This window comes from Lysobacter sp. A289, from assembly GCF_054072675.1.
Genome location: NZ_JBSVRN010000001.1, coordinates 840869 through 861903 on the forward strand (window position 1 = coordinate 840869; position 21035 = coordinate 861903).

Below are 21035 nucleotides of genomic sequence, written 5' to 3' on the forward strand. Positions count from 1 at the left end.
TTTTGATCGGACAACTCCAATGCTCCCGCTAGTCGCCCTCGTGGGTCGTCCCAACGTCGGGAAGTCCACCCTGTTCAATGCGCTCACGCGCACCCGCGACGCGCTTGTCCACGATCAGCCCGGAGTCACCCGTGATCGCCACTACGGCGTGTGCCGGCCCGAAGGTCAACGGCACTTCGCGGTGGTTGATACCGGTGGTATCGCTGGCGAGGCCGAGGGTCTGGTCGGCGCGACCACGCGCCAGGCGCGCGCAGCGGCCACCGAGGCGGATCTGGTGTTGTTCATCGTCGACGGCCGCGAAGGCGCATCGACGCTGGACGACGATATCCTCGCCTGGCTGCGTAAGACCGCACGGCCAACTTTCCTGGTGGTCAACAAGACGGACGGGCTGGATACGCAGGCGGCGTTGAACGAGTTCGCCCGCTACGGTTTCAGCGATGTGATTGCCGTGTCCTCCGCGCATCGCCAAGGCATCGACGAGCTGATCGAACAGGTGCTGGAACGGGTGCCTGACGAGGGCGAGTCCGCCGAGCTCGACCACGATCCCGCGCGTATCCGGGTCGCCTTCATCGGCCGGCCCAACGTGGGCAAGTCGACACTGGTCAACCGCCTGTTGGGAGAGGAGCGGATGATCGCCTCCGATATACCCGGCACCACGCGTGATTCAGTTGCGATCGACATGGAGCGCGATGGTCGCTTGTACCGGTTGATCGACACCGCCGGCCTGCGTCGCAAGTCACGCGTCGATGCGGCGGTGGAAAAATTCTCGATCATCAAGACCTTGCACGCCATTGAGCAGTGTCAGGTCGCCGTGATCATGCTGGACGCCAACGAAGGAGTCACCGACCAGGACGCCAGCGTGCTCGGATATGCGCTGGACGCCGGCCGCGCGTTGGTGATCGCGGTCAATAAGTGGGACGGGCTGAGCGATTACCGACGCCAGCAGGCCGAGTCGCTGCTGTCGCGCAAGCTGTCGTTCGTCGAATGGGCGGAAGCGGTGCGGATCAGTGCCCAGCACGGTTCTGGCCTGGGCGAGCTGTTCAAGGCGGTTCACCGGGCACACGCGTCGGCCATTCATGAGTTCAGCACCAGCGAAGTCACCCAGGCCATCGAGGCGGCTTATGTGGCCAATCCGCCGCCGGTGGTTCGTGGCCATGTCGCAAAGCTGCGTTATGCGCACCCGGCTGCCAACAATCCGCCGACCTTTGTCGTCCATGGCAACCGGCTACGCACCTTGAGCGACAGCTACAAGCGCTATCTGGAAAATTTCTTCCGCAAGCGCTTCAAACTGGTGGGCACTCCCGTGCGGTTCATCTTCAAGGAAGGTGCGAATCCTTTCGAAGGCAAGAAAAACGTGCTTAACGAGAAGCAGATTGCCAAGCGGCGTCGGTTGATCCGGCACGTCAAGCGCGGATAGGGCGCTGCAGTAAAGGCGGATAATGGCGCCCATGGCTATCGAAACCATCACTCCCACCGAAGCCCGGCGTCGGCAGCAGTCCGGTGCCGTGTTGATCGATGTACGCGAGACGCACGAACGGGCGTTGGGCATGGCCGAAGGTGCACTGGGCATCGCGCGCAGCGAGTTGGAGTCGCTACCCACTGGCAGCATCCCTGATCGGGATACCTCGGTGATGCTGATCTGCGAAGTAGGTGGACGTTCACTGCAGGTGGCGGAAACGCTGCTGGACGCCGGCTATGCCCAGGTCGCCTCGGTGGAGGGCGGTACCCAACGCTGGCGCGCGGATGGCCTGCCGTTGGTCCAGCCGGCGGGCGATCACGACTTTTACGAGCGGTATTCCCGCCACCTGTTGTTGCCCGAAGTCGGCGAGGTCGGCCAGCGCAAGCTGCAAGCCGCGCGGGTGGCCATTGTCGGTGCGGGTGGGTTGGGGTCACCGTCCGCGTATTACCTGGCAGCGGCCGGGGTTGGGTCGTTGGTATTGGCTGATGACGACGTCGTCGACCGCAGCAACCTGCAACGCCAGATCCTGCACACCGACGCGCGGATCGGCATGGCCAAGGTTGATTCGGCGCAGGTCGCGCTGTCGGCATTGAACCCGAACATCACGATTGACACGTTCGCCGAGCGCATCACCAGTACCAACGTGGAGCGGCTGATCGCCGACGCGGACGTGGTGCTCGATGGTGGCGATAATTTCCCCGTCCGCTATCTGCTCAACGATGCCTGCGTAAAGCTCGGCAAGCCGATGGTGTATGGCGCAGTACATCGTTTCCACGGGCAGGTCAGTGTGTTTGATGCCGGCCGCCGGCGTGGCGAGGCGCCATGCTATCGCTGCCTGTTCCCACAGCCGCCATCACCCGAATCGGCGCCCAATTGCAGCGAAGCCGGAGTTCTGGGCGTGCTGCCTGGCGTGATTGGCATGTTGCAGGCCACCGAGGTGATCAAGCTGCTGCTGGGGATTGGTCAATCGCTGTCCGGGCGGTTATTGCAATTTGATGCGTTGGGCATGCAGTTCCGCCAGACCCGGCTGTCACCAGACCCGGACTGCGCCGTCTGTGCACCCGGGCAGGCGTTTCCCGGGTATATCGATTACGAGGCATTTTGCTCCGCCGGATAGAGCGCAAGATCGGCGATAATACCGGCCCCAGCTGCACTCAGGCCGAGATATTTGAAGACTGTCGCAACGCCCCAGACCGCCCGGATCCTTGATGGCAAACGCATTGCCGAGGATCTGCTCGACAGCCTCAAGGTGCGGGTCGATGCCCGCATTGCCACCGGCAAGACCCCTCCGGGCCTTGCTGTGGTATTGGTGGGCGGCGATCCGGCCTCGGCGGTGTATGTGCGCAACAAGCGCCGCGCGGCCAGCAAGGTGGGCATTCGCGCGATCGATTTCGACTTGCCGCCAGACACCAGCGATGAAGAGTTGCTGGCGCTGATCGACAGGCTCAACGTCGATCCCGACGTACACGGCATCCTGGTCCAACTGCCGCTACCGGATCGGCGCGACCCGTCGGCGCTGATCCATCGCATCTCGCCGGCCAAGGACGTCGATGGCTTCCACCCGGAGAACGTCGGCCACCTGGCGCTGCGCGAATTCGGGTTGCGTCCCTGTACGCCACGTGGCATCACCACCTTGCTGGCTTATACCGATCGTCCCGTACGTGGCGCAAGCGCGACCATTGTCGGCGTGTCCAATCATGTCGGCCGGCCGATGCTGCTGGAGTTGCTGATCGCCGGTTGCACCACTACCAGTTGCCACAAGTTCACCCCGCCAGAGGTGCTGGAAGCTGCCGTGCGCGGCGCGGACATCCTGGTGGTAGCGGTCGGACGCCCGCAATTGATCCCCGGCGAATGGATCAAGCCTGGCGCAGTAGTGATCGATGTGGGGATCAACCGGCTTGATGATGGCCGCCTGGTGGGTGACGTGGGCTTTGCGGCAGCTTCCCAGCGCGCCAGCTGGATCACCCCGGTTCCCGGCGGGGTAGGGCCGATGACGGTCGCAACCCTGATGGAGAACACCCTGGAGGCAGCCGAAGCCAGTGACCCCGGATCGCGCCAGCCGGCCTGGAACGCAGTACAATGACGGGCTTCACTCCCCCCGGTCCCGCCCATGTTGCGCATCCAGGCTGAAGCACTCACTTACGACGATGTATCTCTCGTTCCGGCGCATTCGATTGTCCTGCCCAAGGACGTATCGCTCTCCACCCGCCTGACCCGCGACCTGAATTTGCGGCTGCCGATCCTGTCGGCGGCAATGGACACCGTCAGCGAGGCACGTCTGGCGATCGCGTTGGCGCAACTGGGTGGCATCAGCATCATCCACAAGAGCATGACCGTCGCCCAGCAGGCCGCACACGTCGCTCAGGTCAAATCCTTCGAGGCCGGCGTGATCAAGTCGCCGTTCACTGTCGGGCCGGAAACCACGATTGCCGACGTGCTCAAGCTGACCCGCGAGCGCAACATCTCCGGTGTGCCGGTGGTGGACGACGGCCAGTTGGTCGGCATCGTCACCAGCCGCGACATGCGCTTCGAGACCAAGCACGACGACCCGGTCCGCCACATCATGACCCGCAAGGATCGGCTGATCACGGTCCACGAGGGTGCCAGCGACGAGGAAGTCGTCGGCCTGTTGCACAAGCACCGCATCGAGAAGGTACTGGTGGTCAACGATGCCTTCCAGCTCAAGGGCCTGATCACGGTCAAGGACATCCAGAAGAAGTCCGACAACCCCAACGCGGCCTACGACAGCAGCGAACGCCTGATGGTGGGTGCGGCGGTCGGGGTCGGTGGCGATACCGAAGCGCGCATCGAGGCGTTGGCCGCCGCCGGAGTGGACGTAATCGTGGTTGATACCGCACACGGGCATTCGCAGGGTGTGCTGGATCGCGTCAAGTGGGTCAAGAAGAACTTCCCCCAACTGCAGGTCATCGGCGGCAACATCGTCACCGGTGATGCCGCGCTGGCGCTGATGGATCACGGCGCCGATGCAGTCAAGGTTGGCATCGGTCCCGGCTCGATCTGCACTACCCGCATCGTCGCCGGCGTCGGCGTGCCGCAGATCAGCGCGATCGACATGGTGGCCGAAGCACTGCAGGACCGCATTCCGTTGATCGCCGATGGCGGCATTCGCTACTCGGGTGATATCGGCAAAGCCATCGCGGCTGGCGCTTCCACCGTGATGGTCGGCAGCCTGTTTGCCGGTACCGAGGAATCCCCGGGCGAGAGCGAGCTGTTCCAGGGTCGCAGCTACAAGAGTTACCGAGGCATGGGTAGCCTGGCCGCGATGGAAAAAGGCTCCAAGGACCGTTATTTCCAAGACTCTGAGGACGCGGACAAGTTGGTGCCGGAAGGCATCGAAGGCCGGGTTCCCTACCGTGGGCCGCTGCGCAGCGTCGTCCATCAACTGGTTGGGGGACTGCGCGCCACCATGGGATACGTGGGTTGCGCGACCATCGAGGAGATGCGCAGCACGCCGCAGTTCGTGCGGGTGACTTCCGCCGGCTCGCGTGAGAGTCACGTCCATGACGTGCAGATCACCAAGGAACCGCCGAATTACCGGGCGGTGTGACCGCCAACACGGGTAATGACCTTCACGCACGCCTGGCTGGGTGCATTGCGTGCCGTGCAAGACATGCCGATTCGAGTAGACGATGACCGACATCCATAGCGACAAGATCCTGATCCTCGATTTCGGCGCGCAATACACGCAGCTGATTGCCCGCCGTATCCGTGAGCTGGGCGTCTATTGCGAGATATGGGCATGGGACCATGACCCGACCCGGATCGCCGGCTTCGGGGCGAGCGGCATCATCTTGTCGGGCGGGCCGGAATCAACCACGACCGAAAACTCACCGCGCGCACCGCAGGAGGTGTTCGACTCCGGCTTGCCGATCCTGGGTATCTGCTATGGCATGCAGACCATGGCCAAGCAGCTCGGCGGGGAAACCGAGGCCGCCGACCAACGCGAGTATGGCCACGCTGAAGTCGCGCTGGTCGCCCATGACCGCCTGTTGGACGGGCTGAAGGACCACCCGGGTTCCCCACCGCGGCTCGACGTGTGGATGAGCCATGGCGATCACGTATCCCGGGCTCCGGAAGGATTCGTGGTTACCGCGAAGACCGACCGTATTCCGGTCGCGGCGATGGCGAATGACAGCAAGCGCTGGTACGGCGTGCAATTCCATCCCGAAGTCACCCATACCAGGCAGGGCGGTGCGCTGCTGAAACAGTTCGTTACTGGAATCTGCGGTTGCCAGGCGTTGTGGACTCCCGCGCTGATCATCCAGGATCAGATTTCCCGCGTGCGCGATACCGTCGGTACCGACGAGGTAATCCTTGGCCTGTCCGGCGGCGTCGACTCATCGGTGGTCGCCGCGTTGCTGCACAAGGCGATCGGCGAGCAGCTGACCTGCGTTTTCGTCGACACCGGCTTGCTGCGCTACCAGGAAGGCGACCAGGTGATGGCGACGTTTGCCGAGCACCTGGGTGTCAAGGTGATCCGGGTCGATGCGGCCGACCGCTACTTCACGGCGCTCGCAGGCATCACCGATCCGGAAGCCAAACGCAAGATCATCGGCAACCTGTTCGTGGAGATATTCGACGAGCAGTCGAGCAAGTTGAAGAACGCGAAATGGCTCGCCCAGGGCACGATCTACCCCGACGTGATCGAGTCGGCCGGCAGCACGACCGGCAAGGCGCACATGATCAAGAGCCACCATAATGTCGGCGGTTTGCCCGAGTACATGAAGCTGGGGCTGGTGGAACCGCTACGCGAGTTGTTCAAGGACGAGGTGCGCCGGATGGGCGTCGAGCTCGGCTTGCCAGCGGCAATGGTCAATCGCCACCCGTTCCCGGGCCCCGGACTTGGCGTGCGGATCCTCGGTGAGGTGAAGCGCGAATACGCCGAACTGCTCGCCCGCGCCGACCACATCTTCATCGACGAGCTGCGCAAGGCCGATTTGTATGACAAGACCAGCCAGGCATTTGCAGTGTTCCTGCCGGTCAAATCGGTCGGCGTGGTGGGCGATGCCCGCGCCTACGAGTGGGTGATAGCCCTACGCGCGGTGGAGACCGTCGACTTCATGACTGCCCACTGGGCACACTTGCCGTACGAGTTCCTTGGCAAGGTTTCCAACCGTATTATCAATGAGTTGCGGAATGTTTCTCGCGTAGTTTATGACATCAGTGGGAAGCCGCCCGCGACGATCGAGTGGGAATGAGCGACGACGAACGCTGGATGCGTCACGCGCTCGCTTTGGCCGACCGGGCCGAGCGTGAGGACGACGAAATCCCGGTTGGAGCCGTGTTGGTTTCGGCTGACGGTGTTGTCGTCGGAGAAGGGTGGAACCGCAACATCGTCGAGCATGATCCGAGCGCGCATGCCGAAATCGTCGCGATGCGGCAGGCGGGTCGCCGCCTGGGTAATCACCGCCTGACCGGCAGCACCCTGTACGTCACCCTGGAACCCTGCGCGATGTGCGCGATGGCGATGGTGCATGCACGGGTCGCGCGGGTGGTCTACGGTGCCAGCGATCCCAAGACCGGCGCTGCGGGCAGCGTCTTCAACCTGCTTGCCGACCCGCGCCACAACCACCGGGTGGATGTAGTCGGCGGCGTGCTGGGTGAAGAGGCTGGCATACGGCTGACCAGCTATTTCCGGCGCAAGCGGGGCAAGCCCGTCTGAGTGTGTCGAGACGGTGGCCTCAGCCCTTGTGCACGACCGGGGCGGGAGCGTCCCTGTCCAGTTCGGCCTTGAGTTCGCGATCAAGCATGCGCAGGCTGATCCTGGCCTCGTGTCCCAGACAGAGCGAAGCCGCAAACATCAGCAGGACGCCCAACACCGCGAGCAAGGTCGGCAGGAACCCCAGTTGATAACCGAAGAAAGCATCCGTGGCGATTCCGATACTCGTGCAGACGAACGCGCTCAGCGCGGCATACAACATCCTCAGCGCGGCCAACACCAGATAGGAGCGCTTTCGATGGAAGCCGATGCGGGTCTCCAGCTCGGTCCTGGCCGGGCCTCGCGCCGTCGCCCTCAGGTTCTCGATCTCCTTGCGCATCCGGTCGACCACCCGTGCGAGCCGATTGTTGGAGGAAATCAGCAGGGAGCCCGTCGCGGTGAGGAAGAACGCCGGGGTGATCATTGCCGAGATGACGGCGTAATGGTTTGGGTCGGCGATGAGGGAAGGGGTCATGAAGGCGTCCGTGGCAGGCTGACGGTATGATGCCCGCCACTTCATGATGACACGAGCGCATGACCTCGAACGGCTCCCGGAACGCTGGAAACCTGATCTGGATCGACCTGGAAATGACCGGGCTGGACACCGACAACGACTCCATCCTTGAGATCGCGACCGTGGTGACGGACAAGCAGCTCAACATACTGGCCGAAGGCCCGGAGCTGGCGATCGGGCACCCGCTGGCGCAGCTGGAAGCGATGGACGACTGGAACCGCAACCAGCATCGCAAGTCCGGCTTGTGGGACAGGGTGCTGAACCAGGGTGTGTCAATGACCGAGGCCGAACAACGCACGCTCGCCTTCCTGGCCGAATGGGTGCCGGCGAATGCATCACCGATATGCGGCAATTCGATCTGCCAGGACCGTCGTTTCCTGCATCGCCTGATGCCACGGGTGGAGCGGCACTTCCATTACCGTAACCTGGATGTCAGCACACTCAAGGAGCTGGCGCATCGCTGGGCGCCCACGGTGCTGGCCGGGTTGGACAAGCAGTCCCGCCATACGGCATTGAGCGACGTCCACGACTCCATCGCCGAGTTGCAGCACTACCGCGCATTCATGGGTCAGCTGGGCGGTCTGGATTCGCCTCAGGCTTAGCCTTCATCGAAGTGATGGCCCTGCGTCTGCCGGTGCCATCGCGTTGATAGATATTGACCTCGCGCTGCGGGAATGGCGGGCTGACGCCGGCCTTGTCGAAGGCCTTCTTGATCAACTCCAACAGCTCGCACTTGGTCGCGAAGTTGTCGGCGTTGTTGGTATGGCAGCGCACGCCCAGATCCACGCTGTTCTCGCCCAGGGCGTACACCAGCACGCTGGGTTCGGGATCGGCAAAGACGCGCTGGTCGGCATGCATCAATCGCAGCGCAATATCACGTGCAACATCGATGTCGGCGGTGTAGCCAATGCTGATGACCAACTCGACCCGACGCATGTTGTCGGGGGTGAAGTTGATGATCGATTCGCTGGTGATCAGGCTGTTGGGCAGGATGATCGTCTGGTTGTCCGCGCCGCGCAGACGGGTCTGGAAAATGCTGACCGCCTCGACCGTGCCACTCTCATTGTTGATGTTGACCACATGGCCTACCCGGAACGGCCTGAGCGTCACCAGCATCACGCCCGAGGCGATGTTCGACAACGAGTCCTTCAGCGCCAGGCCGATCGCCAGGCCGGCGGCGCCGAGCACCGCGATCATTGAAGTCATCGGCACGCCGATCACCTGCAACGATGCCAGTGCCAGGACGACCGTCATCAGTACGGAGGCGAGCTTGCTCAGGAACATCGCCGCGGTCGGGTCCATCTGGGTGCGATTCATGCCGCGTGTTGTTGCAGCGGTGATCCAGGCGATGAGATAGCGCCCCGCCAGAAACAGCAACAGTGCCAGCCCCAGGCGGATGCCGATCCCGACGAGCGCTTCGGCCCATTCGCCGGCACGTGCGTGCGCGATCCAGCCGGTTGATACCTGGATTGTGGCGGTCGGATTCATTCCAGCTTCCTCATATGCGACGCCCCGCATCAAGCGGGGCGTCCAGTGTCGTCTAAGCCCAGCGGCTACGCCGTTAGCAGGCTGTCAGTTTTCAGCCGGCCTTGGCTTTTGCCTTGGCCAGGCGCAGCCAAGTGTCCACGACTGTATCGGGATTCAGCGATACCGAATCGATTCCCTGTTCCATCAACCATTGGGCCAGGTCGGCGTGGTCGCTGGGGCCCTGACCGCAGATGCCAACGTACTTGCCCTTGGCCTTTGCGGTCTGGATCGCCATCGACAACAACTTCTTCACCGCCGGGTCGCGCTCATCGAACAGGTGGGCGATCAGCCCCGAGTCGCGATCCAGCCCGAGGGTCAACTGGGTCATGTCGTTGGAGCCGATCGAGAAGCCGTCGAATATCTCCAGGAACTCCTCGGCCATCAGTGCATTGGACGGCAGCTCGCACATCATGATGATCTTGAGTCCGTCCTTGCCCTGTTCCAGCCCATTGGCGCGCAGGACCTCAACCACTTTGCGACCCTCATCCAGCGTGCGGACGAACGGGATCATCACCCAGCAATTGATCAGCCCCATCTGCTCGCGAACCTTGAGCACCGCTCTGCATTCCAGCGCAAACGCAGCGCTGAAGCTTGGGTCGAGGTAACGGGCAGCGCCGCGGAAGCCGATCATCGGATTTTCTTCATGCGGCTCGTATCGCGAACCACCAATCAGGTTGGCGTACTCGTTGGACTTGAAGTCCGACAACCGCACGATCACCGGCTTGGGGGCGACGGATGCGGTAATCGTCGCGATGCCCTCGGCCAGCCGGTCGACGTAGAACTCGACCGGATCACCGTAGCCGGCGATCTTGTCGTCGATCTTGCGCTTGGTCTCCGCATCCTGTTGGTCGTATTCGAGCAAGGCCTGCGGATGGATGCCGATGTGGCTGGCGATGATCATCTCCAGCCGGGCCAGGCCGATGCCCGCGTTGGGCAGCATGGCGAAGTCGAATGCACGGTCGGGGTTGCCGACATTCATCATTATCTTCAGCGGCGCTGGCGGCATCTTGTCCAGATCGGCGACATGGCGCTCGAAGGGCAGGGCGCCGTCGTAGATGAAGCCGGTATCGCCCTCCGCGCAGCTCACGGTGACCGTCTGGCCGTCCTTGATCGTGTCCAGCGCGTTGCCGGTGCCGACCACGGCGGGGACACCCAGCTCGCGGGCGATGATCGCCGCGTGGCAGGTACGGCCGCCACGATTGGTCACGATCGCGGCCGAACGCTTCATCACCGGCTCCCAGTCCGGATCGGTCATGTCGGCGATCAGGACGTCGCCGGGCTGCACGCGCGCCATGTCTTCCATCGAGCGCACCACGCGAGCCACGCCGCTGCCGATGCGCTGACCGATCGATCGACCCTCGCAGATCACCGGCCCGCGCTCACCGAGTTGGTAGCGCTCGATCTGGGTGGCTTTTGCGCGTGATTTAACGGTTTCCGGGCGCGCCTGGACGATGAACAGCTTGCCGCTGACGCCATCCTTCGCCCATTCGATATCCATCGGCCGGCCGTAGTGCTTCTCGATCACCAGCGCCTGTTTGGCCAGCTCGTGCACTTCCTCGTCGCTGATGGAGAAGGTACCGCGCAACTCCGCGGGAGTGTCTTCGGTGCGTACACGCTCGCCGGGCTGGTCGGAATACACCATGCGCAGCTGCTTGGCACCAATCGAGCGGCGCAGGATCGCCTGCTTGCCCTGGGCCAAGGTGGGTTTGTAGACGTAGAACTCGTCGGGATTGACCGCGCCTTGCACGACCATTTCGCCCAGACCGAAACTTGAGGTAATGAACACCACTTCTCGGAAGCCCGACTCGGTGTCCAGGGTGAACAGCACGCCGGACGAACCGACATCGGAGCGCACCATCAATTGCACGCCGGCGGACAGGAATACGTCCTCGTGCTTGAAGCCGTGATGCACGCGGTAGGCGATCGCGCGATCGTTATAGAGGCTGGCAAAGACTTCCTTCACCTTGACCACCACGTCGTCCTCGCCGGTGACGTTGAGGAAGGTCTCCTGCTGCCCGGCAAAACTTGCATCCGGGAGGTCTTCGGCAGTGGCCGAAGAGCGAACCGCGACGGCGACATCGCCGCCACCGTTCTCGGAACACAATTGCCGATAGCCGTGGCGGATGTCGGCATCGAGCGATGGCTGCAGCGGCGCACCGATCACCCAATCGCGGATCTGCTTGCCGGCCTCGCCAAGCGCGCCCACATCCTCGACGTCCAGCGGCGCCAATCGGTCGAAGATGCGTTGCTCCAGATCGTTATGGGCGATGAAGTCCTTGAACGCCTCCGACGTGGTCGCAAAGCCACCTGGCACCGATACCCCGAGGTTGGCCAGGTTGCCGATCATCTCGCCCAGCGACGAATTCTTGCCGCCCACCCGGGCGAGGTCGTCAAGGCGCAGCGCATGCAACCACAGGATGTTGTCGTTCAAAACGGGGTATCTCCGTAGACTTTGAAGCGCGTAGGGCGCGGCGAAGCCGCTATGATCGCCCTTGCGCCGGATGCACACAAGGTTGATCTGGCCAGCATTTTCGTATGGATGACCAATAACGACAGGGTGAGTGATGGCAGAGGTACGACCGGTTTTCTATGTTTCCGATGGCACCGGCATCACCGCCGAGACAATCGGCCACAGTTTGCTGACCCAGTTCAACGGGACGCGCTTTGAAGGCGAACGTATTTCCTTCGTGGACTCGGTGGCTCGCGCGGAAGACGCCGTTGAACGTATCCGTGGGGCAGCGGAGCGTTCTGGCACCCGGCCGATCGTCATCAATACCTGCGTGGATGAGACCGTCAGCGCTACCCTGGCCAACAGTGGCGCGCTGATGCTGGATGCATTCGCTCCGTTCATCAAGCCACTGGAGCGCGAGTTGGGGCACGCACGCCAGCACCACGTCGGACGTGCCCACGCGATCGTGGATTTCGACAGCTACCACCGCCGCATCAACGCCATGAATTACGCGTTGACCCACGATGACGGCGTTGCCATCGACTACAGCGATGCCGACGTGATCCTTGTGGCCGTGTCGCGCGCCGGCAAGACGCCCACCTGCGTCTACCTGGCGATGCAGTACGGCATCCGCGCCGCCAACTATCCGCTGACCGCCGAAGACCTGGATCACGACCGTCTGCCGGCCCGGTTGAAGGCGTCCCGCGAGAAGCTGTTCGGGTTGACCATCGATCCCGTACGGCTGCAGCAGATCCGCCAGGAGCGCCGGCCGGACTCGAGTTACGCCAAGCTGGAGACCTGCAAACGCGAGGTGGCCGCCGCCGAGGCATTGTTCCGCGGGGAGCGCATCCCGACCCAGAGCACGACCAATACCTCCATTGAGGAAATCTCCAGCAAGGTGATGTCGACATTGGGCATTCGGCGGGAGATGTACTGACCTGCCACGTGTAGCATCGGGGCATGGACGCACAGGCAACCCGCAGCACCCACATCCCCACGCTCAGCCGCTTTGGCTGGTTGATGGGGCTGTACACCGAAAACCATGTGCGGCTGGGACGCGTCATCGCGCCCGCCGAGCTGGAAGTAGGGCGATACATATCCAGCGTCGGTGACGGTCTGGACCTGCAAGTAGACGTGTTGGAGCAGCACCGTTACACCACCGAACTGCGCCTGACCTACGGCATGCCGGACCCGGTGACCGGACAGCCCGACCCGTCGGCCTATCTGCGCCAGTACCATGACGCCCGGCAGCTGGAGGCGACGCATTGCTACATCGGTCGCCGTTGGCAGGATGTCATCGGCATGCATCCGCTGCCCGCCGAATTGATCAGCCACCGGATGCGGATGAATACGTTTTTGGGGAAGTGGCTGCAGTACCTCGCCGAGCGCGGTCATTGCGTCGCCACATTGACGGCAATTACGGCCGGTCGTGAGGGAAATTCACACGAAGTAGCAAACATGGCTTGACGGTTTCAGCAGGCGCCTCTAAGCTTGTCGACTTTCCAGCCCGTGGGGCCATAGCTCAGCTGGGAGAGCGCCTGCATGGCATGCAGGAGGTCGGCGGTTCGATCCCGCCTGGCTCCACCATTTTCAAGGTTCTTCGTTACTCGACCGAGTGAAAGCGGTCGGCAAAAGTCCGAAGTTCCCGCGTGTCCCCATCGTCTAGAGGCCTAGGACACTGCCCTTTCACGGCGGCGACAGGGGTTCGAATCCCCTTGGGGACACCATTTTTACCCAACGCACAAGGCCACCTTCGGGTGGCCTTGTGCGTTGGCGTGTCGGCAGCGCTGGCGTCCAACGCCAGTAATGGACTTTAACAACCAGAAGCGACCAATTGATGCCGGCCCGTAACGAGAAAACCCCGTAAGGCGCGAGCCTTGCGGGGTTTTCGTTTCGCACTTCTGAAAATGGTGGAGGTGGGGGGAATTGAACCCCCGTCCGAAGGCACTCCATCCCCGGCCCTACATGCTTAGTGCTCCGTTAAGTCTCATCCCCGGACAGCACGGCGCACAAAGCGCATCCGGGGACCAGCCTGCTTTAGGTTAACCGGGTGCTGACAGGCAGCCACTCCCGGCGATTCCGTGATGATAACCCTACGTCGCGAGCACGGACACAAGCGATTTCGGGGCTTAGGCCTTAAGCGGCCAGTGCGTAGTTGTCGTCGTTCGCAACTAGAGTTTTGCAGCTGGATTTACGAGGAAAGCTACCCCCTCGGCATGCGCCAAGCGATTTCGCGACCCCCGTCGAAGCCAGTGCACCCCCGGGGACTACAAGATTGCTGACACCCGCAGTATAAGACGCAAAGGTCGTTGCACAAGGTTTCCTCGTGAATTTGCTCCGCTGCGTTCAGCTGCTTCATCTGTAGCGACGAGCCGGCGGCGTCCTTGTATGCTTGGCCACAATGGATAATGCGCCCGGTGATAGCCCCAAACGCTCCGTTGCCAGCCGGTTGAGACCGTTACGCGGTCACCTGCTGGCGTTGGTCGTGTTGTTGGCGTCGCTGGTGTCGGTACTGCTGTTGTGGCGGGCCGCCTACGAGCGGGAGCTACGCAGCAGCGAGATCACCTTCAGGAGCGAAAGCAACGATATCACCGAGCTGCTGCAGCAACGGATGATCAACTACGAGCTGGTTGCCGGCGGCGGTATTTCGCTGTTTGCGGTCACCCGGCCGACACCTGAGCAGTGGGCCAGCTATGTGGGGGGGTTGGAGTTGTCACGCCGTTTCCCCAGTTTCGTCGGGCTGGGCTTTTCGGGATACCTGCGCAAGACGCGCATGGTTGACCTGCAGCGGGAATGGCAAGAGGCAGGTTGGGGCCAGTTGGACGTGCGTCCGCAGGGTGCTCGGCCGACGTACGGGCCGATCCTGTTCCTGGAGCCGCGCACTGCTGCCAACTTGGAAGCCATTGGCTATGACATGTTGTCAGAGCCAACCCGCGGTGCGGCGATGACGGAAGCAATGGTGACTGGCCAGTCGGCATTGTCGGGGCCGGTACACCTGATCCAGGACGGGGCGACGCAGAACGTCGGTCTGTTGCTGTACGTACCGGTCTACCGCGGTGTCCAGCGGCCCGACACGCCGGCTGACCGACGTGCCTCCATGCTCGGCTGGGTATACATCCCCTTCCGGCTGGAATCGCTGGTGTTGGAGGCGGTCGGCGACCGGCAATCCAGATTCCAGATACTCGACGTCACCGATGAGGATGTCGAATTGCTGTATGTCACACCCGGAGAATCATCGGACCAGGCACCCGCGTTCCGATATCACACCACGATTGAGAGCTATGGACGGCAATGGCGGTTGGAGTTCCAGTCCAAACCGCTCGCCTCGGCGGTGCCGCGCCTGCAGGGCTTGCGGAACATGCTGGTCTTTGGCCTGCTCGCCTGTTTGCTCATGTACGGCGTTGCCTGGATGCTGGCGCGCACCGAGTCGAGGGCTCAGTCGATTGCGCTGCGGATGAACGAGAATTTCCGGCGCAGCGAGGAGCGCTTTCGTACCGCCATGGCGTATTCGGCAATCGGCAAGGTCCTGCTGGATAGCCACCACTGCATCGTCGAGGCGAACGCGGCATTTGCCGCGATCGTGGGTCGCAGGTCCGAGGAACTGGTCGGCACGAAGCTGGAGTCACTGCTGGAAGACGAGGTGGAATCGGGCGATGGCGCCACGCCTCGACATCGTGGGGATGCAAGTGGCGTGCGCCGTGAGACGCGTCTGGTACGTCGCGCAGACGGAGAACCACGCCATGTCCATCTGACGCGTGCGCCGATACCGGGCAGCGTTGGCACCGATATCGCCGGTCTGGTCCAGGCCGAGGATGTGACCGAACGTCTGCGCGCGGAAGCCGCAGTGCGGGCCCTGAACCGGACCCTGGAGGCGCGCGTCAGCTCGCGCACGCGCGAGCTGAGCCAGGTCAACCAGGAGTTGGAGTCGTTCGCCTACAGCGTCTCCCATGACCTGCGCGCACCACTGCGCGCGATTGCCGGTTTCAGCAAGATACTGACCGAGAAATATGGCGACCAACTGGACGAGGCGGGGCAGGGTTACCTGATGCGGACACGCAATGCCGCCGGTCGCATGGGTGAGCTGATCGACGCACTGCTGCGCATGTCGCGACTGAGCCGCAGCGAGCTGACAATTGAACCGGTAGCACTGAGCCAGGTGGCGGCGGAAGTCATCGATGACCTGCGGGGCGCGGATCCGGAACGCAAGGTCGAGGTTGAAATCACGCCTGGACTTCGCGTCAACGGCGACCCGAGCTTGCTGCGCAACCTGCTGACCAACCTGTTGGCGAACGCATGGAAGTTTAGCGGCGACCGGGACCTGGCCCGGATTCAGTTCGGCCGTGAAGGCGATGAGTTCTTCGTCCGCGACAACGGCGTCGGCTTCGGCCAGGCCTATGTGCAGAAGTTGTTCCGCCCGTTCCAGCGCCTGCATGCGCAGTCGGCATTCGAAGGCCATGGCATCGGCCTGGCGTCGGCGCGACGGATCGTCGAACGCCACGGCGGCACGATACGTGCCGAGGGTCGGGAAGGGGAGGGCGCGAGCTTCTACTTCACCTTGCCCGGTGCCACCGCGGAATAGCTGGCGACTGCCGGCTGAGGACGCGCCGGCGTCCCGCGGTCAAGCGTTCTTGTTGTGCGAGCGCATGGTGCGTTGCTTCTCGCGCTGCCAATCACGATCCTTGTTGGTCTGGCGCTTGTCGTGATCCTGCTTGCCCTTGGCCAGCGCGAGCTCGATCTTGACCTTGTTGCCCTTCCAGTACATCGAGGTGGGCACCACCGTGTACCCGTCGCGTTCGACCCGACCGATCAGGTTGTCGATCTCGCGCCGGTGCAACAGCAGCTTGCGGGTGCGCAGGGCCTCGGCGACGACGTGGCTTGAGGTGGAGATCACCGGAGTCATCTGGGCGCCGAACAGGAACATCTCCCCACTTCGGATCACCGCGTAGCTCTCGCCGATGTTGGCGCGCCCGGCACGGATCGATTTCAGCTCCCAGCCCTGCAGTGCCAAACCGGCTTCGAAACGCTCTTCAAGGTGGTAGTCATAGCGGGCACGCTTGTTCAGCGCGATGGTGCCCCCGCCTGCCTTTCCTTTATCCTTGCCAGCCTTGTTGTCTTTATTTTTTGTCATTGCGCCTATTGTGTCCGATCCGGGGCGCCGCGGGCGACATCGGTGACGTCAGTTGCATGCCATGACCACTATCCAACGTTCCGCCCTCGTCGATCACTCCAGCAACCGCATGTTCGCGCTGGTCAGTGACGTGGCCGCCTATCCGCGCCGGTTCGACTGGTGCAAGGACGCCCGGGTGCTGGAATCCTCCGATACCCACATGGTCGCGCGCCTGGACCTTGGCTTGGGCGGGCTGAGCACCTGGTTCACCACGCGCAACACCTATTCGGCACCACACCATATCGACATGACCCTGGTGGACGGGCCGTTCCGAAAGCTGACTGGCCGCTGGGAGTTCCACGCCCTTGACGAGTCGGCTTGCAGGATCGGGCTGACCTTGAGCTTCGAGCCGACGGTGCGTTTGCTGGGTCCGGCAATGGCGCTGGGCTTCCAGAAGCTCGCCGACCGCATGGTCGATGATTTCGTCCGTGCGGCGGACCGCGGCGCCCAATGAAAGTCGAGGTCGTTTGCGCATGGCCGCAGCGGTGCCAGCGGGTGGCACTCGAACTGCCGCCCGGCGCCTGCCTTTCGGAAGCCGTGCGGGCAGCAGGCATGGATCGCATCGAGGGCGTCAGCGCTTACGCGGTATTTGGCACCAACGCACAACCAGACACGCGGCTGCGTGATGGGGATCGCGTCGAGTTGCTGCGGCCGTTGCTGATCGATCCAAAGCAGGCACGCCGACGTCGCGCTCAAGACGGTCGAAAGCAAGGCAGTGGAAAGTAGCCCCGGTACTCGTTAGTTGCTCTTGTCCTTTGCCAGGTTTGGCCCGAACTGCTTGCGGGAGTTCTGGGAGATCTCAAGATCCTGTTCCGGGAAGTACTCGCCCTCCCAGGTCACCAACGCGTCGTTCTCGAACCACAAGGTCAGGTTCTTGACGTGGGTGTGGGCCAAGCGGTCCAGACGTTGGGTGGCGGTGTAATCCCAGCGGTCATGGTGGAACGGGTCCTGGACGGACGGCGTGCCCAGCAATCCGAGTACCTGCTGCTTGCCCATGCCCTCTTGCAGTTGCTCCACCGCGGTCGATTCCAGCAGGTTGCCCTGGTAGATCGGCTGGCGGTAGACGATGCCGCAACCACTGGCGATCAAGGCGACGGAAAGAGCGAGGAGGAAAGTACGGATCGGGTGCTTTGGCATCGGTTTCTGCGGCAGGCGGATGACGACGGCGATGATACACTGACACCCTGCCGTGCGTCCGTTCCCGTTGCTGCGTTCAGCCGGTGTTGCGGGACGCGTGACACCGCAACGGACCCCGCCAGGAGCCCACGATGGAAACAAAAAATCTCAGGGACGTCGGACTAAAGGTGACCCATCCACGGATGCGGATACTGCAGTTGCTCGACAGCGCCAGGCCCCGGCACATGACCGCTGAGGACATCTATCGGTTATTGCTCGACCAGGGCGAGGATATCGGCCTGGCAACGGTCTACCGGGTGTTGACCCAGTTCGAGGCGGTCGGCCTGGTGCTCAAGCATAATTTCGAGTCCGGCCAGTCGGTCTATGAGCTCGATCGTGGTGGCCATCATGACCACATGGTGGATGTCGATACCGGCAAGATCATCGAGTTCGAGAGCGAAGAAATTGAACGCCTCCAGCACATCATTGCGGAGCGTTACGGCTACCTGATCGAAGACCATTCGCTGGTGTTGTACGTCCGCAAGAAACCCTGAACGGCGGATCCTGAACGGCGCGTCAGACCACGTCGCTGAGCAACCGCTTGGCCGCTGCACGCGCTTCGTGGGTCAGTTCCACCCCGCCCAGCATGCGCGCGAGTTCTTCCTGCCGTTGTTCCATATCCAATAGCTGCACCTGACTCTGGGTGACGCCGTCTGCCGCAGCCTTGCTGACCCGGTAGTGCGCGTGGCCCTGCGCCGCGACTTGCGGCAAGTGGGTAACGCACAGCACCTGGCGGCTGGCACCAAGCGCACGCAACTTCTGGCCGACGATATCGGCCACGGCGCCGCCAATACCCGAATCGACCTCGTCAAACACCATGGTGGGCACGGCGTCCAGGCCCAGCGCGGCCACCTCGATCGCCAGCGAGATGCGCGACAGCTCGCCGCCCGACGCGACCTTGCGCAGGGCGCGTGGCGGCTGGCCAGGATTGGCCGCGACCAGGAATTCGACTCGCTCACCCCCCTGCGGGTCGGGCTTGTCGCCCTCGACCGCCTCGATCGCAATCTCGAAAAGCCCGCCACCCATCCCCAACTCGGCAATCAGCTCGGTGGTGGCCTGGGCCAGAGTGAGCGCTGCCGCACGGCGCTTGTCCCCAAGCGCATCCGCCGCCTTGCGCCAGTGGGTGCGGACGGTGTCGATTTCACCATCGAGCTTCTCTAATCGCGCTCCGGCACCGCGCAGTTCCTCCAGTTCCAGGCCCAGCGCTTCGCGTCGGGCGGCGAGTTCCTCGGGGAGCACCCGATGCTTGCGCGCCAGTTCGTGCAGCCGTCCAAGACGCTGTTCGATGGCGCCAAAGGTGGACGGGTCGATATCCAGGTCGCCCCGGATCCGGTCCAGCAGCGCGGTCGCCTCGTCCAGTTGGATCGCGGCGGCGTCCAGCATGGCGTCGACCTCGGTCAGCCGGGGCTCGTGCTCGGCCACGCGTCGCAGTTCGCTGCGCACCTGTTGCAGGTCGTGGGAAATCGATGCGCCATCGTCGCCGCTCAGCTGCGCGAACGCGGCGTCGCTGGCATCGATCAGGTCACTGGCATGGGCCTGACGACGGTGATCGAGCAGCAGTTGCTCAATCGACTCGGGCTCCAGGGTCTCCCGGTCCAGCTCGTCGTGCTGGTGTTCCAGCCAATCGATTCGTTCGGACAGGTCGCCTTGCGCGGACAGCTGGTCGCGCTCGCGCAGCAGGTCGATCCAGCGTCCGGCGGCATCCGCCACCTTCCGTCGCTCGGCGCCGGTACTGGCGTACGCATCCAGCAAGGCCAACTGACTGGGCCGCGACAGCAACGCCTGGTGCTCATGCTGGCCGTGGATCTCCACCAGCAGCGTGGCCAGTTCGCCCAACTGGCCCAATGTCACCGGATGACCGTTGACCCAGGCCCGTGAGCCGCCGTCGGCGCGGATCACCCGCCGGATCAGGCAACCGGCACGTTCACCATCGGACGGATCGTCGAGCTCATGGCGATGCAACCAGTCTGCCGCTGCGGGCACGTCGCCCAGCGAAAACTCGCCCGCCAGCTCGGCGCGTTGCGCACCGTGACGAACCACGCCGCTGTCCGCGCGCAGGCCGGAAAGCAAGCCCAGGGCGTCGACCAGCAAGGATTTCCCGGCACCGGTTTCACCGGAGATGACGGTCAGTCCGGGGCCGAAGGTGAGTTCGGCCTGGCTGACCACGGCAAAGTGCTTGAGTGAGAGGTGAGCAAGCATGTGGCGAACAATCTGGTTGTGAAGGGATGTTGCGCGGGGATAAAGCGTGGCAGAACCGGGTCTCGCATGCTGAGCCACCGGCATTTTGGTTGCCAGCATCTTGAATTGCGAATCGCCGACCCCAATTGCTGGTGCAGTCACGGATAACGCGCCCGAAGGCGCCAGGACCAGAGCAAAGCATGTCCACTGAACCCAATCCAGATCTGGCCAACCAGGCCGCTGAAACCGACCCGTCCATCGACGACGACAATCCGATGGCCGTCGAACTGGCCGCCGCACAAGCAGAACTGGCACAACTGCGCGAGGGCACGTTACGCGACCGCGCCGATATCGAAAACCAGCGCAAGCGCCTGACCCGCGATATCGAGGTGGCGCGCAAGTTCGCCAACGAGCGTCTGCTGGCCGCGCTACTGCCGGTTATTGACAGCCTGGAGGCCGGTTTGGGCGCGGCCCATGGCGATGCCAACGCGCTGCGCGAGGGTATGGAACTCACTCTCAAACAGTTGCTGAAGGTTGCCAGCGACAATGGGTTGGTCGAGGTGAACCCGGTCGGGCAGCCTTTCAACCCCGAGCACCACCAGGCGATGAGCACGGTCGGCAGCGATGAACACGCGCCGGGGCACGTGGTGCAGGTTTACCAGAAAGGCTGGCTGCTTAACGAGCGTCTGTTGCGTCCGGCCCTGGTGGTGGTGAGCGAGCAAGGTTGACGAAGCCATTGCCGCCGTTCCTGACTCCCGGGCCTGAGGGTTATCGGTCCGGTTCTTGAACTGCCGCGCAGTAACCCCCAGATAACAGTCATTGGCAGCATCACCGCCACAAAACATT

At 63.0% G+C, this 21035-nt stretch carries 20 protein-coding genes, 2 tRNA genes and 1 other RNA gene; 16 read left to right on the plus strand and 7 right to left on the minus strand.

Translation table 11 applies throughout. The features are described 5' to 3' along the window. Positions 1-19: 19 nt before the first annotated feature. From der to tadA, 6 genes are all read left to right on the plus strand, one after another. Positions 20-1417, plus strand: coding sequence for a ribosome biogenesis GTPase Der (der, locus tag ACW5DN_RS03940; protein WP_456961444.1), 1398 nt, complete (start codon positions 20-22; stop codon positions 1415-1417). A gap of 31 nt (positions 1418-1448) precedes the next feature. Then, positions 1449-2576 (plus strand): molybdopterin-synthase adenylyltransferase MoeB, encoded by a 1128-nt coding sequence (gene moeB / locus ACW5DN_RS03945; protein WP_456961445.1) that lies wholly within the window; start codon positions 1449-1451, stop codon positions 2574-2576. A 51-nt stretch (positions 2577-2627) separates the two neighbouring features. Beyond that, positions 2628-3542: a bifunctional methylenetetrahydrofolate dehydrogenase/methenyltetrahydrofolate cyclohydrolase FolD gene (folD, locus tag ACW5DN_RS03950; RefSeq protein ID WP_456961446.1), complete on the plus strand. Its 915-nt coding sequence runs from the start codon at positions 2628-2630 to the stop codon at positions 3540-3542. 27 nt (positions 3543-3569) lie between these two features. Next, positions 3570-5027, plus strand: coding sequence for an IMP dehydrogenase (gene guaB / locus ACW5DN_RS03955; RefSeq protein ID WP_456961447.1), 1458 nt, complete (start codon positions 3570-3572; stop codon positions 5025-5027). 82 nt (positions 5028-5109) lie between these two features. Beyond that, the gene (guaA, locus tag ACW5DN_RS03960) at positions 5110-6678 is read left to right on the plus strand and encodes a glutamine-hydrolyzing GMP synthase (RefSeq protein WP_456961448.1); all 1569 of its coding nucleotides are present in this window, start codon (positions 5110-5112) and stop codon (positions 6676-6678) included. Continuing rightward, positions 6675-7142, plus strand: a complete 468-nt coding sequence (gene tadA / locus ACW5DN_RS03965) for a tRNA adenosine(34) deaminase TadA (RefSeq protein WP_456961449.1) — start codon at positions 6675-6677, stop codon at positions 7140-7142. Before guaA ends, tadA begins: the two co-directional genes overlap by 4 nt. 19 nt (positions 7143-7161) lie before the next feature. Here tadA and ACW5DN_RS03970 read toward each other — a convergent pair whose 3' ends face one another. Beyond that, the gene (locus ACW5DN_RS03970) at positions 7162-7653 is read right to left on the minus strand and encodes a DUF2721 domain-containing protein (RefSeq protein WP_456961450.1); all 492 of its coding nucleotides are present in this window, start codon (positions 7651-7653) and stop codon (positions 7162-7164) included. A 59-nt stretch (positions 7654-7712) separates the two neighbouring features. Here ACW5DN_RS03970 and orn point away from each other — a divergent pair, with 59 nt between their 5' ends. Further along, complete coding sequence (gene orn / locus ACW5DN_RS03975; RefSeq protein ID WP_456961451.1) at positions 7713-8294, plus strand: oligoribonuclease; 582 nt, start codon at positions 7713-7715, stop codon at positions 8292-8294. Here orn and ACW5DN_RS03980 read toward each other — a convergent pair. Both ACW5DN_RS03980 and ppsA read right to left on the minus strand, forming a co-directional pair. Continuing rightward, complete coding sequence (locus tag ACW5DN_RS03980; protein WP_456961452.1) at positions 8254-9180, minus strand: mechanosensitive ion channel family protein; 927 nt, start codon at positions 9178-9180, stop codon at positions 8254-8256. The two genes, orn and ACW5DN_RS03980, sit on opposite strands and share 41 nt — an antisense overlap. Positions 9181-9271: 91 nt before the next feature. Beyond that, complete coding sequence (gene ppsA, locus ACW5DN_RS03985) at positions 9272-11650, minus strand: phosphoenolpyruvate synthase (protein ID WP_456961453.1); 2379 nt, start codon at positions 11648-11650, stop codon at positions 9272-9274. A 133-nt stretch (positions 11651-11783) separates the two neighbouring features. Between ppsA and ppsR the strand changes: the two genes are divergently transcribed. The 4 genes from ppsR (at position 11784) to ACW5DN_RS04005 (ending at position 13395) form a co-directional block, all read left to right on the plus strand. After that, positions 11784-12605, plus strand: coding sequence for a posphoenolpyruvate synthetase regulatory kinase/phosphorylase PpsR (gene ppsR, locus ACW5DN_RS03990; protein WP_456961454.1), 822 nt, complete (start codon positions 11784-11786; stop codon positions 12603-12605). A 23-nt stretch (positions 12606-12628) separates the two neighbouring features. Next, the gene (locus ACW5DN_RS03995) at positions 12629-13135 is read left to right on the plus strand and encodes a DUF1249 domain-containing protein (RefSeq protein ID WP_456961455.1); all 507 of its coding nucleotides are present in this window, start codon (positions 12629-12631) and stop codon (positions 13133-13135) included. 44 nt (positions 13136-13179) lie between these two features. Further along, positions 13180-13255 (plus strand) — tRNA-Ala (locus tag ACW5DN_RS04000). A gap of 64 nt (positions 13256-13319) precedes the next feature. Next, positions 13320-13395: transfer RNA gene (locus tag ACW5DN_RS04005), tRNA-Glu, on the plus strand. A 181-nt stretch (positions 13396-13576) separates the two neighbouring features. Here ACW5DN_RS04005 and ssrA read toward each other — a convergent pair. Continuing rightward, positions 13577-13930, minus strand: a transfer-messenger RNA (tmRNA) gene (gene ssrA / locus ACW5DN_RS04010). Between the two features lie 139 nt (positions 13931-14069). Here ssrA and ACW5DN_RS04015 point away from each other — a divergent pair. After that, a complete protein-coding gene (locus tag ACW5DN_RS04015) occupies positions 14070-16247 on the plus strand; it encodes a CHASE domain-containing protein (protein WP_456961456.1) in 2178 nt (725 codons plus the stop codon). 39 nt (positions 16248-16286) lie between these two features. On the opposite strand, the gene smpB is transcribed toward ACW5DN_RS04015, so the two are convergent. Further along, positions 16287-16796, minus strand: a complete 510-nt coding sequence (gene smpB / locus ACW5DN_RS04020) for an SsrA-binding protein SmpB (RefSeq protein ID WP_456961457.1) — start codon at positions 16794-16796, stop codon at positions 16287-16289. A 61-nt stretch (positions 16797-16857) separates the two neighbouring features. Between smpB and ACW5DN_RS04025 the strand changes: the two genes are divergently transcribed. Both ACW5DN_RS04025 and ACW5DN_RS04030 read left to right on the plus strand, forming a co-directional pair. After that, positions 16858-17289, plus strand: coding sequence for a type II toxin-antitoxin system RatA family toxin (locus ACW5DN_RS04025; protein WP_456961458.1), 432 nt, complete (start codon positions 16858-16860; stop codon positions 17287-17289). Continuing rightward, positions 17286-17561, plus strand: a complete 276-nt coding sequence (locus ACW5DN_RS04030; protein ID WP_456961459.1) for an RnfH family protein — start codon at positions 17286-17288, stop codon at positions 17559-17561. Before ACW5DN_RS04025 ends, ACW5DN_RS04030 begins: the two co-directional genes overlap by 4 nt. Positions 17562-17573: 12 nt before the next feature. Here ACW5DN_RS04030 and ACW5DN_RS04035 read toward each other — a convergent pair whose 3' ends face one another. Continuing rightward, the gene (locus ACW5DN_RS04035) at positions 17574-17957 is read right to left on the minus strand and encodes an outer membrane protein assembly factor BamE (RefSeq protein WP_456962954.1); all 384 of its coding nucleotides are present in this window, start codon (positions 17955-17957) and stop codon (positions 17574-17576) included. 146 nt (positions 17958-18103) lie between these two features. On the opposite strand from ACW5DN_RS04035, the gene fur reads away from it, so the two are divergent. Then, positions 18104-18505, plus strand: a complete 402-nt coding sequence (gene fur / locus ACW5DN_RS04040; RefSeq protein WP_456961460.1) for a ferric iron uptake transcriptional regulator — start codon at positions 18104-18106, stop codon at positions 18503-18505. Between the two features lie 22 nt (positions 18506-18527). Here fur and recN read toward each other — a convergent pair whose 3' ends face one another. After that, positions 18528-20210, minus strand: coding sequence for a DNA repair protein RecN (recN, locus tag ACW5DN_RS04045; RefSeq protein WP_456961461.1), 1683 nt, complete (start codon positions 20208-20210; stop codon positions 18528-18530). Between the two features lie 179 nt (positions 20211-20389). On the opposite strand from recN, the gene grpE reads away from it, so the two are divergent. Further along, positions 20390-20917 carry a nucleotide exchange factor GrpE gene (grpE, locus tag ACW5DN_RS04050; protein ID WP_456961462.1) on the plus strand — a complete coding sequence of 176 codons (528 nt, stop codon included), beginning with the start codon at positions 20390-20392 and terminating at the stop codon, positions 20915-20917. The last annotated feature ends 118 nt before the right edge of the window (positions 20918-21035 follow it).

What these genes read in the sequence shown, in the direction of transcription:
- der (WP_456961444.1), top strand. Translation starts at nt 20, where the DNA reads ATGCTCCCGCTAGTCGCCCTCGTGGGTCGTCCCAACGTCGGGAAGTCC.
- moeB (WP_456961445.1), top strand. Translation starts at nt 1,449, where the DNA reads ATGGCTATCGAAACCATCACTCCCACCGAAGCCCGGCGTCGGCAGCAG.
- guaB (WP_456961447.1), top strand. Translation starts at nt 3,570, where the DNA reads ATGTTGCGCATCCAGGCTGAAGCACTCACTTACGACGATGTATCTCTC.
- guaA (WP_456961448.1), top strand. Translation starts at nt 5,110, where the DNA reads ATGACCGACATCCATAGCGACAAGATCCTGATCCTCGATTTCGGCGCG.
- tadA (WP_456961449.1), top strand. Translation starts at nt 6,675, where the DNA reads ATGAGCGACGACGAACGCTGGATGCGTCACGCGCTCGCTTTGGCCGAC.
- ACW5DN_RS03970 (WP_456961450.1), bottom strand. Translation starts at nt 7,653, where the DNA reads ATGACCCCTTCCCTCATCGCCGACCCAAACCATTACGCCGTCATCTCG.
- orn (WP_456961451.1), top strand. Translation starts at nt 7,713, where the DNA reads ATGACCTCGAACGGCTCCCGGAACGCTGGAAACCTGATCTGGATCGAC.
- ACW5DN_RS03980 (WP_456961452.1), bottom strand. Translation starts at nt 9,180, where the DNA reads ATGAATCCGACCGCCACAATCCAGGTATCAACCGGCTGGATCGCGCAC.
- ppsR (WP_456961454.1), top strand. Translation starts at nt 11,784, where the DNA reads ATGGCAGAGGTACGACCGGTTTTCTATGTTTCCGATGGCACCGGCATC.
- ACW5DN_RS03995 (WP_456961455.1), top strand. Translation starts at nt 12,629, where the DNA reads ATGGACGCACAGGCAACCCGCAGCACCCACATCCCCACGCTCAGCCGC.
- ACW5DN_RS04015 (WP_456961456.1), top strand. Translation starts at nt 14,070, where the DNA reads ATGGATAATGCGCCCGGTGATAGCCCCAAACGCTCCGTTGCCAGCCGG.
- smpB (WP_456961457.1), bottom strand. Translation starts at nt 16,796, where the DNA reads ATGACAAAAAATAAAGACAACAAGGCTGGCAAGGATAAAGGAAAGGCA.
- ACW5DN_RS04025 (WP_456961458.1), top strand. Translation starts at nt 16,858, where the DNA reads ATGACCACTATCCAACGTTCCGCCCTCGTCGATCACTCCAGCAACCGC.
- ACW5DN_RS04030 (WP_456961459.1), top strand. Translation starts at nt 17,286, where the DNA reads ATGAAAGTCGAGGTCGTTTGCGCATGGCCGCAGCGGTGCCAGCGGGTG.
- fur (WP_456961460.1), top strand. Translation starts at nt 18,104, where the DNA reads ATGGAAACAAAAAATCTCAGGGACGTCGGACTAAAGGTGACCCATCCA.
- recN (WP_456961461.1), bottom strand. Translation starts at nt 20,210, where the DNA reads ATGCTTGCTCACCTCTCACTCAAGCACTTTGCCGTGGTCAGCCAGGCC.
- grpE (WP_456961462.1), top strand. Translation starts at nt 20,390, where the DNA reads ATGTCCACTGAACCCAATCCAGATCTGGCCAACCAGGCCGCTGAAACC.